The organism is Parasporobacterium paucivorans DSM 15970, from assembly GCF_900141895.1.
Taxonomy (GTDB): Bacteria; Bacillota; Clostridia; order Lachnospirales; family Lachnospiraceae; genus Parasporobacterium; species Parasporobacterium paucivorans.
Genome location: NZ_FQYT01000002.1, coordinates 199,846 through 213,042 on the forward strand (window position 1 = coordinate 199,846; position 13,197 = coordinate 213,042).

Consider the following 13,197-nt stretch of genomic DNA (forward strand, 5'->3'; position numbering starts at 1 on the left):
GAAAGGGTCACCGAGCAGAACGATAAGCCGGGTTATGTCGTGAATGATCATCTATCTGGGTCTGCTGTCGCCAGCAGACTCGAGCGACCTACCCGAAAGCTGGACGGGCAGCCCTTCGCTTTCTATTCGGCCTTGCTTCGAATGGGGTTTACATATGCCCCTCCCGTTACCGGGAGGGCGGTAGTCTCTTAAACTGCCCTTCCACCCTTACCTGCAGGCAATCTGCAGGCGGTATATTTCTGTTGCACTATCCTTAGAGTCGCCTCCACCGGATGTTATCCGGCATTCTGCCCTGCGAAGCCCGGACTTTCCTCGGCTGCATCCTTTCGGACATAGCAGCCGCGATCATTTATTCTACTCGGTGACCATATGACATTATATCTTCTTTTTCTCTCAAAAGCAACTGCCTCCGATAAATTCCCTCAGAAGGGAGTTTTGGGGTACAGCTTCGCTGCTTACGCCCAAAAAGAAATCCAGAAATTTCAGGAGTCTCTTGGCCTCCACATACTCTCCGCTTTCTTTTGGAACATTGAACAGCAGAGGCTCTGCATACTGCTTCAAGATGGACAGCTCGTAGACCAGTGCCGAATTGAACATCACATCTGCATCCTCCTGATATGGAAAAATGAAGTTTTCCTCCCCATGTCTGACGGATTTCCAGCGGGCAATTGTGCCAAGGGCGTCCGTTCCCCGCGTGAGGGAATCTCTTACCATCCTTCTTATAAGCCGGCCATCCGAAGTTGATATCCGGTTATGCTCGTCAATATTCAGCTGCGTCAAGGCATTGATGAATATCTTGAATTTGTCTTCTTTTTTAATAGAATGAGTCAGCTGGTCATTCAGACAGTGGATTCCCTCTACTACAAGAATATCATCTTTTTTCAATTGCAGATATTTTCCTTTATACTCGCGCTTCCCCAGGATGAAATTATAGGAAGGTATCTGAACACATTCTCCTTCCTGCAGGGCATTCATATCGTGATTGAACTGCTCCAGATCCAAGGCTTCCAGGACCTCATAGTTGTACTCCCCAAATTCATCCTTTGGCGTCATTTCCCGGTTCAAAAAGTAATCGTCCACGCTGATCAGATGGGGCTTTAACCCTATTGATTTCAGCTGTACAGAGAGCCTGCGAGAAAATGTGGTCTTGCCGGAAGAAGATGGTCCGGCAATCAGCACGATTCTCTTATTGCTCATTCCCGAAATACGGGTTGCGATATCCCCTATTCTTTTTTCCTGGAGAGCCTCCTGGACCAGAGCAATCTCATTGAAATCGCCTTTCGTAATTCTTTCATTCAGGGCGCCGACAGTATCTACCTCCATCATTTCCCCCCATCGTTCCGTTTCCATGAGGACACTGACCAGCTTAGGACGTGGCCTGAATTCCGGCAGCTCTGTGGGATTATCTACCATGGGCATATTCAGTATAAATCCATCCTCGTATGGGAAAAGGTCAAAATATTTCAGATATCCTGTGCTTGGAACAAGATAACTGAAATAATAATCATAGTATCCATCCAGTTCATAAAGATTAACCTTGGAAACCCTGCGGAATTTCAGCATTTTTTCTTTATCTTTCATTCCCTGGCTCTTAAACATGCGGATTGCTTCGTCGGTACTCACCGAATGCTTGACAATCCGGATATTCCCCTGCACAAGTTCACGCATTCTGTTATGTACTCTGGAGAGAAGCTTTTCGTCCACTTTCTCTGTTCCGGAGTATTTGCAGTATTCTCCATAACTTACAGAAAATTCCATACTGATCTTATTGGCGAATTCCCGTCCTGCCACATCAGCAAAAGCTTTCAGCATAAGCAGCGGAACGCTCATCCTGTATGTAAACATGCCATGAGGATGACCTACCGTTACAAATTTGATTTCTGAACCTTCCCTGATTTTTTTATGAAGCTCCACAAGCTGTCCATCCACAAGAGCCAGAACGATGTCATACTTCTGCGTATTCTGGTATTCGGATGCAACTTCCTTCAGAAGGGTATTTGCGGGGTATTCTTTCTGTTCGTTCTCTATTTTCACTTTTATCATTTTATTCATAATTCTTCCCTCTTAAGAATAGTAATTAAGCGCTTCTTCAAGATATACGATCTCCTCTTCAAGCTCTTTGATTTTCTCCGGATTTTTATTCGAACCGCTTTCACGGATATCATAAATGATCTTTTCAGCTTTCTTTTTTTGTGCAATAAGATATTCCTGAAGCACAGGATTCTTCTGCTTCAGAAGCAAATATCCGAATTTATAAAAAATCTCTTTTTCATATTCTTCTTCACCCGATAAGGCTTTGATGATTACATAAAATTTTCCATCTTCTTTAATCATTTCCTCACGAGCAATCAGAAAGCCTTCTTTATGCAGAAATCTTCTGATCTCATCTTCTTCCCGGTGAGGAGAAAGAACGAGTTCCTTTGCCGAACGGACCAGTTCCATACCGTTCTGGAGGATTCTTTTTATAAGCATTCCACCCATTCCGGCAATTAAAATAGCTTCGGCCTCTCCCGGCTTGAGCTCTTTCAGTCCGTCTGATAGCCGGACAATTATCCTGTCCTGCAGACCGGCCTCAATAATATTGGCAGAAGCTCTCTGCAGGGGCCCTTCATTAACGTCCATTGCCAACGCCTGGGGAATGATGTTTTTTGAGACCAGAAGTATCGGGATATACCCGTGGTCCGTCCCAATATCTGCCAGAATCCTTCCCGGTGTGACGAAGGATGCCACTGTATTCAGTCTTTTTGATAAATTCATGGATACTCCTAATCCAAATAATCCTTAAGTTTTCTGCTTCTGCTGGGATGACGAAGCTTTCTTAAAGCTTTTGCTTCAATCTGTCGGATTCTCTCCCGGGTGACATTGAATTCCTTACCTACCTCTTCCAATGTTCTTGCCCTTCCGTCCTCCAGACCAAAACGCAGCTTCAAGACCTTTTGTTCCCTGTCCGTCAATGTATCCAGCACTTCAACAAGCTGCTCCTTCAGAAGGGTGAAAGAAGCGGCATCCGAAGGGACCGGCACATTTTCATCCTGAATGAAGTCACCCAGGTGGCTGTCCTCTTCTTCCCCGATCGGGGTTTCAAGGGAGACGGGTTCCTGGGATATTTTGATGATTTCACGGATTCTTTCGACTGGCAAATCCATTTGTTCCGCCAATTCTTCCGGTACAGGCTCTCTTCCCAACTCCTGTAAAAGCTGTCTGGATATCCTGACCAGCTTATTTATTGTCTCAACCATATGGACGGGTATCCGGATTGTTCTTGCCTGGTCGGCAATTGCCCTGGTGATGGCCTGTCGGATCCACCAAGTGGCATATGTGCTGAATTTATAGCCTTTTCTGTAGTCAAATTTTTCAACTGCCTTTATAAGCCCAAGGTTCCCCTCCTGGATAAGATCCAGAAACAGCATGCCTCGTCCCACATATCTTTTTGCAATACTGACCACAAGCCTTAAATTCGCCTCTACCAGACGTTTTTTTGCAGCGTCATCGCCCAGTTCCATGCGTTTTGCCAATTCTATTTCTTCTTCGCCTGACAGCAGGGAGACTTTTCCGATTTCTTTTAAGTACATACGAACATGATCTTCTATGTTCACACCATCTATGGAGGTGATATCCACGATCTCCAGCTCAGGTTCAACTTCCGCCTTTTCTTCATCGGCAATCAGCAGAACATCTTCATCGTCTTCAGTAATTCTCAGAACATCGATATTATTGGATTCAAGTGTCTCTAAAATCCTGTCATACTTTTCCGCATCCAGCTCAATTTCCGTAAAAAACCCAGGAATGTCTTCATATTCAATGACATTTTTCTTATTCCTGGCCAAATCCACCAAATCCTTAAGTCTGTCTTCGAATCTTGTATTTGCTTCATCCATTATCATTTTCCTCCCCTTACTCCACTGTTATATGCAGTTTCTGCAGTTTAGCCCGCTGTCTGGTGATTTTCTGTAAATCCTCGATGCTTTGAACCTTTCCTGCATGATAATCCAGACTGTTTCTCTTGATTTTTATAACGGCATCATTAATTAATTTTTCTTTCTCGGTCTTTTCAAAACCAGGTATTACTTCATTAAATAAAGATGCTGCTTCATTATTCTCCTCCTCGTTCTCAAAATTATTTAATATCTTGGCCGGATTCAGGCTTCCAGATCTCAGCTGTTCAAATAAAACTGCCGCCACCTTATGGTAGACAGGCTCTATAAAATCATCTTCGTCAATGATATCCGAAATTTTTTCAAACAGAAACTCATCCTCAGTCAGCCACGTAAGGAGAATTCTCTGGGACTTTTTAATTCCGTCGTCTTTTTCTTTCTTGAAGGACACCGTTTCCGAAACCGGAGATTCCTTGAATTTTACCGGATCATACGTAAGGGCTGTCTTATTGACCAGCTTTTTCAGACTTTCATAAGAAATGGAGATTTCATGGGCAACCGCCTCCGTGTAATTGTTCCTTTCCAGTTCATCTTCAAATTCCAGAAGTTTTTTTGCCAGTTCATTATAAAAGGATGTTTTTTCTTCTGGATCGGCCAGGTCGAATTTCGATTTGAGAACCCTTACCTCAAAAAGGAAACTGTTGGAGGCTTTATTGATCCTTTCCGCAAACTCTTCTTTTCCCAGATTTCTAATAAATTCATCCGGATCTTTATATGGCGTCATATCAATTACCTTTACAGACAGGGAAGCCCCTTTCAAAATCGGAATTGCCCGGACTGCAGCCTTTATTCCGGCTGTGTCACTGTCATAGGCCAGAAGAACCTGTTTCGTATATCTTCTCAGCAGCATGGCATGCCCGCTTGTAAGCGATGTCCCCAAGGATGCAACTGCATTTGTGAATCCAGCCTGATGAAGAGTTATAACATCCATGTACCCCTCACAGATTATAACATCCGGCTTCCTGGATGCCCGGGCGAAATTAAGCCCATATAGATTCCTGCTCTTGTCAAAGATTTTTGTTTCCGGGGAATTCAGGTATTTCGGCATTCCTTCACCCATTACCCTGCCTCCGAAACCAATGACTCTGTTTCTCACGTCCATAATTGGAAACATGGCCCTGTTGTGGAATCTGTCATAGCCGCCCTTATTATCAAAGCTGACAAGACCTGATTCCTTCAAAAGGGAATCCGAAAATTCCCGACTCTTGAGGTATTTATATAAGTCATCACTGGTTCTGTTAGAAAATCCAAGACCAAATTTTGTAATTATTTCATCGGTCAGGCTTCTGTCAAGAAAATACTTGTATGCATCTGACCCTTTAGGAGTTTTTAACTGATAATGATAATATTTGGCTGCTTCTTTGTTTATTTCCAGAAGAATGCTTCTTAGGTCGGCAGCTTCCTTAGCCTCTCTGGAATACTCCACCTCCGGGAGCGCAATCCCTGACCTTTCGGCCAGAAGCTTTACTGCTTCCACGAAGGAAAAATTTTCATACTTCATGATAAAGGAGATTACATTTCCTCCTTCTCCGCAGCCAAAACAGTAATACATCTGTTTTCTTGGCGTAACGCTGAAGGAAGGAGTCTTTTCATTATGGAACGGACACAACCCGAAATAGGTGCCTCCTCTTTTTTCGAGCTTTACATATTCCGCAATGACATCTGCAATATCACTTCGCTGCCTGATTTCTTCAATCAGGTTTTCCGGATAATACATTTTCCCCTCCTAATATATCCAAAATTTGGGTACAAACAGTTCTTTGAATTTCGTTACTGAATACTGGTCGCTCATACCCGAAATATAATCACAGACAACCCGCATCTGGTCCTGCCCCTTTTCTTCCATCAGATAAATATATTCGTCGGGCAGCTCTTCCAAATGCCTGGAATAGTGATCAAACAGTTCCACCAGCATATTAGTAACCTTCGGTTCCTCCCCTTTCGCAAGGGGATTTGTATATACATGTTCAAACATGAATTTTCTGAGACTTAACATGGATTCGTAGATTTCGGGGGACATATGGATGTCGTTTTTCCCAAGACTGGAATAAACTATGTCGTGAATCAAAGTATTCAGACGGATTTTGGTTGTCTCTCCAAGGGTTCTGACAATTTCCCCGGGTATGTCCCCATCTGTCAGTATCCTGCCCCGTATTGCATCATCTATGTCGTGGTGAAGATAGGCAACCTTATCAGACAGACGGACAACCTTTCCTTCCAGTGTGGATGGACTGCATCCGGTTTTGTGGTTCAAAATACCATCTTTGACTTCCCATGTAAGATTCAAACCTGCCCCGTCTCTTTCGAGCAATTCGACTACGCGGATGCTCTGTTCGTTATGTTTGAAGTCGCAAACGCTGTTGAGGGCTTTTTCGCCTGCGTGACCGAAGGGTGTATGTCCCAGGTCATGCCCCAAAGCAATGGCCTCCGTGAGGTCTTCATTTAGGGAAATCGCCCTTGCAATCGTTCTGGCAATCTGGGCCACCTCCAAAGTATGGGTAAGTCGGGTACGGTAATGGTCTCCAGCCGGAGCCAGAAAGACCTGGGTTTTGTGTTTGAGCCTTCTGAACGCTTTGGAATGGAGAATTCTGTCTCTGTCTCTTTGAAATTCAGTACGAATATCACACGGTTCTTCCTGACGGTCCCTTCCCCGGGTCTCCCTGCTGCGGGACGCAAAAGGACTTAAATAGATTTTTTCGTTTTCTTCCAATTTATCCCTGATACTCAAAAAACCCACCCCCGTCCGAACATTTTATCTTACACAATAATTATTCTGCGCTTTTCGTTGTTTTCCTTTTTTAAGGTCATCATTCCAGCGCAATATTTTTCTGAAAACACTGAAGCGAAAACCAGTGGGTAAGCCCGGAATATCCCGGCTTACCCACTGGTTTTCAACAGTCTGTTATTGTCCTGATACGAAGTATTTCATCCAGTACGTTACAGGCAACTTCATCTTTTGACATGATTGGAAGATGCTTCTGCCCATTTTTTGTGATTATCGTTACAACATTAGTATCCACTCCAAATCCGGCACCTTTTTCTTTTAGATTATTGGCGACTATCATATCTAAATTTTTTTTGATTAATTTTGCCTTGGAATTTTCAATCAAATTTTCAGTTTCCATTGAAAATCCACATAAAAATTGTCCTGGCTTCTTTTGCTCTCCCAGATAGCCTAGAATATCCCGGGTTCTGACAAACCGGATTGTCAAATCCATCTCGCTTTTCTTCAACTTTTCCGTCTGATAATTCTCAGGCATATAGTCAGCTACCGCCGCTGCCTTAATGACCACATCCATGGACGGAACCATTTCCGATATGATTTCAAACATATCTTCAGCGCTTTCTACTTTAATAACTGTCACAAAAGATGGTGCTTCCACCGAAGTGTGTCCAGCAACCACTGTGACATCCGCGCCTCTTTCCATTGCACATCTTGCCAGCGCATAACCCATCTTTCCCGTTGAACGGTTTGATACAAACCGCACAGGATCGATTGATTCTACCGTTGCACCGGCCGAAATAAGCATTTTAATTCCGGACATGTCTTTTTCCTGATAATGGATTTCCCTTAAGATATGATCCAACAGCACTCCCTCAGCGGGGAGCTTGCCAGCGCCTGTATCCCCACAGGCAAGCCGCCCTACTTCCGGGCAGATGATCCCATATTCATAACCTCGCAGTTTTTTCAAATTTTCCTGCAGGATGGGATTTTCGAGCATGCTGGAATTCATTACAGGTGCGATGAGTTTTTTGCATCTGCATGCCATAAACGTAGTTGTAAGCATGTCATCTGCGATACCGTTTGCAATTTTGCCGACAGCATTCGCTCCCGCCGGAGCCACAAGGAACAAATCCGCTTTTTTTGCCAGAGAAATATGCTCTACTTCAAAATCAAAGCCGCGGTCAAAAGTATCCACCAGGCATTTATTCCCTGTTAAAGTTTCAAATGTGATTGGATTGATAAAATTCGTTGCATTTTTCGACATAATTACATGCACACTGCAATTTAATTTCACCAGCATACTGGCAAGATTTGCTATTTTATATGCCGCGATGCTTCCGGTCACCCCCAAAATCACAGTCTTCCCCTTTAACATAATTCTTCCTCACTGAGAGCGCCGTGTTTTTCATATCTGGCGATTTTTTTAATCCGATTTTCCTCGTCCACAATGACTACATAGGGTTTATGGTTCTTTGACTCTCCCGCCTCCATCAGACAATATGCCATGATTATTATATGATCTCCCGGGACAACCATCCTGGCAGCGGAACCATTCAGACAGATCATTCCGGATCCGGCATCGCCTGCAATTGTATATGTTTCGAACCGGCTTCCATTTTCAACATCTACAACCTGCACTTTTTCATATTCCAGGATTCCAGCTGCCTCCATCAGTTCCGTGTCGATAGTTATGCTTCCTACATAGTTTACATCCGCCTGAACCACTGTTGCCCTGTGTATCTTTCCTTTTAACATGTTTATCAGCATTATTCCCACCTGTATCTATTCCATGATGAAATTATCTATAAGTCTTGTTTTTCCTATGTAAACAGCTGCTGCTGCCAGTATCGGTCCATCCATGACTGCCATTGGTTCTATTTCGGGAAAGCTTACTATTTCAACATAATCGATTCTCATAAGCGGCTCCTGTGCAATCTTTTGTTTTATAGTTTCAATAATTTTGACGCAATCCCTTTCACCGGATTCAACAAGGCTTTTCCCTTCATCCAAAGCTTTATTCAAAATTGCCGCAGCTCTTCTTTCACTTTCGCTTAGATATGAATTCCTTGAGCTTTTTGCAAGACCATCTTCTTCCCTGATAATCGGACATCCGATAATCTCAATATCGAAGTTCAGGTCGCGCACCATCTTTTTTATCACAGCCAGCTGCTGGGCATCCTTTTGTCCAAAATAAGCCCTGCCAGGTTCTGTGATTAAAAACAGCTTTGAAACCACTGTGCATACACCTCGAAAGTGTGAAGGCCGGCTTTTCGCACAGAGCCTGTCTGAAGGGCCAGTCAGGTCTACGAACGTGCTGAAGCTGCCCTTATACATCTCCGAACCCTCAGGGCAGAATAGAATATCTGCCCCCGCTCTCCCGGAAATTATGGAATCCATTTCGATATCCCGCGGATAACTCGAAAAATCCTCGTTTTCTCCAAATTGGATGGGATTGACAAAGTCACTCACTATGACCCTGTCGTTTTCCCTGGCTGCCCTTTCAATGAGGCTTTCATGTCCTTCATGGAGGTATCCCATTGTGGGAACAAGCCCGATTGACAGCCCCTCCCGCTTCCACTCCTTCACTATGCCTCTGATTCCGGATATCGTAGTGATAATCTCCATTAGCTGAGCTCCTGTTTTTTGATTTTTTCTATTATTCCCTCGTCCATTTTAAATGTGTGTTTTTCTTCCGGGAATTTAGCGTTCTTGACTTCGTCAGCATAACTTGCAAATGCTTCCTTCATTTCTTTCCCTAATTCTTTATACACTTTTGCAAATTTAGGAGTAAAATCCGAAAACAGTCCCAGCATGTCCTGATATACCAGTACCTGGCCGTCGCACCCTCTTCCGGCCCCAATGCCGATGACTGGAATGGAGATTTCTTCCGAAATGTATGCAGCAAGTGCTTCCGGAACGCATTCAAATACTACGGCAAACGCTCCGGCAGCTTCAACTCCTTTTGCTTCTTCTAATAATTTTTTAGCGGGTCCCTCTTCTTTTCCCTGCACCTTATATCCACCGAATGCATTTACGGATTGGGGAGTCAGGCCCAGATGGGCACAGACGGGAATAGATGCGTTTACAATCGCCCTGATCTGGTCGCAAACTTCCAGTCCGCCTTCCAGTTTTACCGCTTGTGCTCCGCCCTCTTTAACAAGTCTTCCAGCATTTACTACCGCATCATAAACGCTTGTCTGATAGGACATGAATGGCATGTCGGCAATAACCAGGGCATTTTCCGCTCCGCGTGAAACAGCCTTTGTATGGTGAATCATGTCCTCCATCGTAACGCTGAGGGTATCGGGATAACCGAGACAGACCATGCCGAGGGAATCTCCCACCAGGATGGAATTGACGCCTGCCGCATCAATCAGTTTAGCCGTTGAATAATCGTATGCTGTCAGCATTGAAATCTTCTCTTTATTTTGTTTTGCATCTCTAAATGTCGTTACTGTGGTTTTCATTATTTAATATCCTTTCTATTCTCAGATAATCTTTGTCAGCGTTCTTTCTCTTTGCGATTTCCAATACGTTTTTCCCAAGCAATCCATATACTTCTTTTGGGTATCCTTGCAAACCATTCAAATGCTTTACTACCGTATTAAAATCACCCCTCTCTATCGGCCCGGTCAAAGAAGCCTCTATCGAAGAATCAACGGCATTGCATATGTTGTTTTTCACAAGCGGTGAAAATACTTTGTAGCCATCTTCCCTTGAAAATCCAATTTCCTGCAACAGGGAAATGCCTGTATCCAGTAAAGCCAGCATATGATTGCTCACCATACTCGCTGCCGCGTGGTACTTGACTTTATTGTCTTTCTCTATGAGGCAGACGGTATTTCCACAACTGGAAAAAAGAAGATCCATTCTTTTTAGAAAAAAAGAATGTCCTTCCAGGGTAAAAACAACTTCATTCAAATTTTTATAGGATTGAAATCTGTCGCTGAACGCGTACATAGGATGGACGGAACCAGGGAAAGCCCCAAATTCCAAAATGTCCTCGAAAACATCAGATGATAATGAGCCACTAAAATGACATATTATCTTTCCATTAATTGTTTGCTTATCAATGCAATCCCATACGTCCTTAATTGAATCATCAGGTGTCGTAATCAAAAGGGTATCGCTTGACTTAATTAACTCGTCCAAATCCGAAAATGCCTTTGAACAAGTAAAATCTGCTGCGTCAGTTATCTTATCATGAGTCCTGCTAAAGTAACCGACAACCGTGCAGTCGTCCGCATGTTCCGTGAGGTATTTACCTATTGAACATCCGACTCTGCCCGCTCCAATTATGCCTATATTCATGTTATCACCTCCATTTATCTCTTGAAGTGACAACATTATTCATCTGATGCAGTTTCTGTACGAATACCGCTCAGAAAAAATAATAGCATAACAGGTATATATTTACAATCTTTTTATTGGGCAAAGCCATATGATATACTTCTGCCTCTTTCGGTCATGGAACCCAGCATTTCTTCCACCTCGGAATCCAGTGTATACGATTGGCAGGCATCATTTTTAAGCTTAAATCTGTCGACCGTTTCCTTCAGACGTACAGCCTGGCTCGAAAGCTCCTCGCTTGCAGCAGCGCTTTCTTCGGATGTGGCAGAGTTTGCCTGAACAACCTGCGATACCTGCATTATGCCCTGATTAACCTGCTCAATTCCAGAGGCCTGTTCATTTGACGCTATAGCTATATCACTCACTAAGGTTGTCACCTTTTTTATACCCTGAGTAATATTATCCAGAGCCTCCGATGTATGTTCTGCAATCTTCGTGCCAGCCTGCGTTTTTTTGATTGAACTTTCTATCATATCCGTCGTTTCTTCTGCCGCTTTTGCGGAACGGGCTGCCAGATTGCGGACTTCTTCCGCTACTACCGCAAAGCCTTTTCCGTACTGGCCGGCTCTCGCAGCCTCAACGGCAGCATTCAAGGCAAGAATATTCGTCTGAAAAGCGATATCATCGATTACTTTAATTACTTTCGAAATATTCTTGGATGACTCATTGATGTCCTCCATTGCGGTCAGCATTTCCTTCATTTTGGAATTGCCCTGTTCCGCTATGGTCTGGGTATCTTCAGCTAATTTATTCACCTCATCCGCATTCCGGGCATTTAATTCTGTCTGTGCCGAGATTTCTTCCATCGAGGCCGTCAGCTCTTCAATTGCGCTTGCCTGCTGTGTTGCCCCGTCCGAAAGTACAACGCTTGTATCAGAGAGTTGTTTTGAGGCTGAAGCCACATGGTCCGCAGCAGATGCTATGTTGACCAGAGCCAGATTATTATTTTCTACCAGTCTGGCCAGGGCCATTCCAAGAATGTCCTTTTCTGATCTGACGTTGATCTTAACCGTCATGTCTCCAGTTGCAATTTGTTCGGCTGCTTTTGCCTGGTCACACATGCTCAGCATCATTTTCTGTAAAACCTTTTCAAATCTGCCCAAATCGTCTCTGGCAATCATGGCAGGCTCCATATCCACCTCTCCCAATGCAAGTTTCTCCCCGTTCGCAATCATTGCATTCAATGGGACAACAATACTCCTTAGGATCACAATGCATATTATCAAGTCGATGATGACGGCTGCCGCCAACAGCATGGCCATTATACTTCTGTCAACAGGAGAACCTCCGCCTGCTGCCACCATGGAGACCAGGCCTACCGCCACTATCATCAGGGCGGTCAACCCAAATCCGATTATCAATCTCAGTGTTATGGATAAATTTCTCATTTGTAAATCCTCCTTATTATTGCTATATAAGGTTATCGTCACAAATCTCCATCCGGATTAATTCAATTTTGGCAATAATGATTTTTACAACAAAAAAAAGCGAATCCCTGCATAAAAGGGATTCGCAACTTCATCAAAAATGCGGATGACAGGACTTGAACCTGCACAGCCTAGTGGCCATTAGAACCTGAATCTAACGCGTCTGCCAATTCCGCCACATCCGCTTGACGAAGGATATTGTATCAGATATTTTAGATATTGTAAAGCGGAAATTTTATTTATAAAGACGCAAAAAAACGGTTGTCATACCGATTCATTTATGATATACTTTTTTTCGTCGAGAATACAAGTCGACTTGCGGGAATGCTGGAATTGGCAGACAGGCTAGACTAAGGATCTAGTGTTGGCAACGACGTGAGGGTTCAAGTCCCTTTTCCCGCATTAAAAAAAAGAACCGTTTTCAGCCAATGTCATTAAGTTAAGAATGACGCATGAGTAGAGTATGTAGAAATACATACCCTGCTCTTTTTTTATGTAATAAAAACCAAAAAACTCTTGACAAATAATGAGAAAAATGTGGCGAAGCCCTTTGATTATATATTTCAAGGAGGAAAACCACATGCGAGACCATATTTCATTTGTAAAACAAACACTTTCTGAATCAATTAAAGAAATGAGTACAGTTCCTTGGCTTTTTGTAAAGAATCCAGAAAGTGATTTCTCAAGGAAAAGGAAATTGGATTTTGATACATTTTTTCATTTTTTTATTTCTATGGAGGGACGCTCACTAGGAACGGAA

General features: G+C 43.4%; 11 protein-coding genes, 2 tRNA genes, 1 other RNA gene and 1 pseudogene. 2 read left to right on the forward strand and 13 right to left on the reverse strand.

The window, feature by feature from the left end; translation table 11 throughout:
• Positions 1–7 precede the first annotated feature (7 nt).
• From rnpB to BUA79_RS01055, 13 genes are all read right to left on the reverse strand, one after another.
• Positions 8–361: RNase P RNA component class A (gene rnpB, locus BUA79_RS00995), an RNA gene on the reverse strand.
• A 32-nt stretch (positions 362–393) separates the two neighbouring features.
• Entirely contained in the window at positions 394–2,043 is a 1,650-nt protein-coding gene (locus BUA79_RS01000; RefSeq protein ID WP_073992516.1) for a nucleoside kinase, read from the reverse strand.
• 21 nt (positions 2,044–2,064) lie between these two features.
• The gene (locus BUA79_RS01005) at positions 2,065–2,757 is read right to left on the reverse strand and encodes a tRNA (adenine(22)-N(1))-methyltransferase (protein WP_073992491.1); all 693 of its coding nucleotides are present in this window, start codon (positions 2,755–2,757) and stop codon (positions 2,065–2,067) included.
• A gap of 8 nt (positions 2,758–2,765) precedes the next feature.
• On the reverse strand, positions 2,766–3,878 hold the full coding sequence (gene rpoD, locus BUA79_RS01010; RefSeq protein ID WP_073992492.1) for an RNA polymerase sigma factor RpoD: 1,113 nt from the start codon (positions 3,876–3,878) through the stop codon (positions 2,766–2,768).
• A gap of 16 nt (positions 3,879–3,894) precedes the next feature.
• The gene (dnaG, locus tag BUA79_RS01015; RefSeq protein ID WP_073992493.1) at positions 3,895–5,652 is read right to left on the reverse strand and encodes a DNA primase; all 1,758 of its coding nucleotides are present in this window, start codon (positions 5,650–5,652) and stop codon (positions 3,895–3,897) included.
• Between the two features lie 9 nt (positions 5,653–5,661).
• Positions 5,662–6,663, reverse strand: a complete 1,002-nt coding sequence (locus BUA79_RS01020) for a deoxyguanosinetriphosphate triphosphohydrolase (RefSeq protein WP_073992494.1) — start codon at positions 6,661–6,663, stop codon at positions 5,662–5,664.
• 163 nt (positions 6,664–6,826) lie between these two features.
• The gene (gene coaBC / locus BUA79_RS01025; protein WP_073992495.1) at positions 6,827–8,035 is read right to left on the reverse strand and encodes a bifunctional phosphopantothenoylcysteine decarboxylase/phosphopantothenate--cysteine ligase CoaBC; all 1,209 of its coding nucleotides are present in this window, start codon (positions 8,033–8,035) and stop codon (positions 6,827–6,829) included.
• On the reverse strand, positions 8,029–8,427 hold the full coding sequence (gene panD / locus BUA79_RS01030; RefSeq protein ID WP_073992496.1) for an aspartate 1-decarboxylase: 399 nt from the start codon (positions 8,425–8,427) through the stop codon (positions 8,029–8,031). Before panD ends, coaBC begins: the two co-directional genes overlap by 7 nt.
• A gap of 15 nt (positions 8,428–8,442) precedes the next feature.
• A complete protein-coding gene (panC, locus tag BUA79_RS01035; protein WP_073992497.1) occupies positions 8,443–9,285 on the reverse strand; it encodes a pantoate--beta-alanine ligase in 843 nt (280 codons plus the stop codon).
• Complete coding sequence (gene panB / locus BUA79_RS01040) at positions 9,285–10,127, reverse strand: 3-methyl-2-oxobutanoate hydroxymethyltransferase (RefSeq protein ID WP_073992498.1); 843 nt, start codon at positions 10,125–10,127, stop codon at positions 9,285–9,287. Before panB ends, panC begins: the two co-directional genes overlap by 1 nt.
• The gene (locus BUA79_RS01045) at positions 10,102–10,971 is read right to left on the reverse strand and encodes a Rossmann-like and DUF2520 domain-containing protein (protein WP_073992499.1); all 870 of its coding nucleotides are present in this window, start codon (positions 10,969–10,971) and stop codon (positions 10,102–10,104) included. The genes panB and BUA79_RS01045 overlap by 26 nt, the downstream gene beginning before the upstream one ends.
• A gap of 113 nt (positions 10,972–11,084) precedes the next feature.
• Entirely contained in the window at positions 11,085–12,398 is a 1,314-nt protein-coding gene (locus BUA79_RS01050; protein WP_073992500.1) for a methyl-accepting chemotaxis protein, read from the reverse strand.
• Positions 12,399–12,538: 140 nt separating this feature from the next.
• Positions 12,539–12,622 (reverse strand) — tRNA-Leu (locus tag BUA79_RS01055).
• 133 nt (positions 12,623–12,755) lie between these two features.
• Here BUA79_RS01055 and BUA79_RS01060 point away from each other — a divergent pair.
• Positions 12,756–12,839: transfer RNA gene (locus tag BUA79_RS01060), tRNA-Leu, on the forward strand.
• Positions 12,840–13,017: 178 nt separating this feature from the next.
• Positions 13,018–13,197: pseudogene (locus tag BUA79_RS12635) on the forward strand (IS4 family transposase); the annotation flags it as partial.

Excerpts from the sequence above, each read along its gene's own strand:
- BUA79_RS01045 (WP_073992499.1), bottom strand. The coding sequence starts at position 10,971 with ATGAATATAGGCATAATTGGAGCGGGCAGAGTCGGATGTTCAATAGGT.
- BUA79_RS01000 (WP_073992516.1), bottom strand. The coding sequence starts at position 2,043 with ATGATAAAAGTGAAAATAGAGAACGAACAGAAAGAATACCCCGCAAAT.
- BUA79_RS01005 (WP_073992491.1), bottom strand. The coding sequence starts at position 2,757 with ATGAATTTATCAAAAAGACTGAATACAGTGGCATCCTTCGTCACACCG.
- panC (WP_073992497.1), bottom strand. The coding sequence starts at position 9,285 with ATGGAGATTATCACTACGATATCCGGAATCAGAGGCATAGTGAAGGAG.
- dnaG (WP_073992493.1), bottom strand. The coding sequence starts at position 5,652 with ATGTATTATCCGGAAAACCTGATTGAAGAAATCAGGCAGCGAAGTGAT.
- BUA79_RS01050 (WP_073992500.1), bottom strand. The coding sequence starts at position 12,398 with ATGAGAAATTTATCCATAACACTGAGATTGATAATCGGATTTGGGTTG.
- coaBC (WP_073992495.1), bottom strand. The coding sequence starts at position 8,035 with ATGTTAAAGGGGAAGACTGTGATTTTGGGGGTGACCGGAAGCATCGCG.
- rpoD (WP_073992492.1), bottom strand. The coding sequence starts at position 3,878 with ATGGATGAAGCAAATACAAGATTCGAAGACAGACTTAAGGATTTGGTG.
- panD (WP_073992496.1), bottom strand. The coding sequence starts at position 8,427 with ATGCTGATAAACATGTTAAAAGGAAAGATACACAGGGCAACAGTGGTT.
- panB (WP_073992498.1), bottom strand. The coding sequence starts at position 10,127 with ATGAAAACCACAGTAACGACATTTAGAGATGCAAAACAAAATAAAGAG.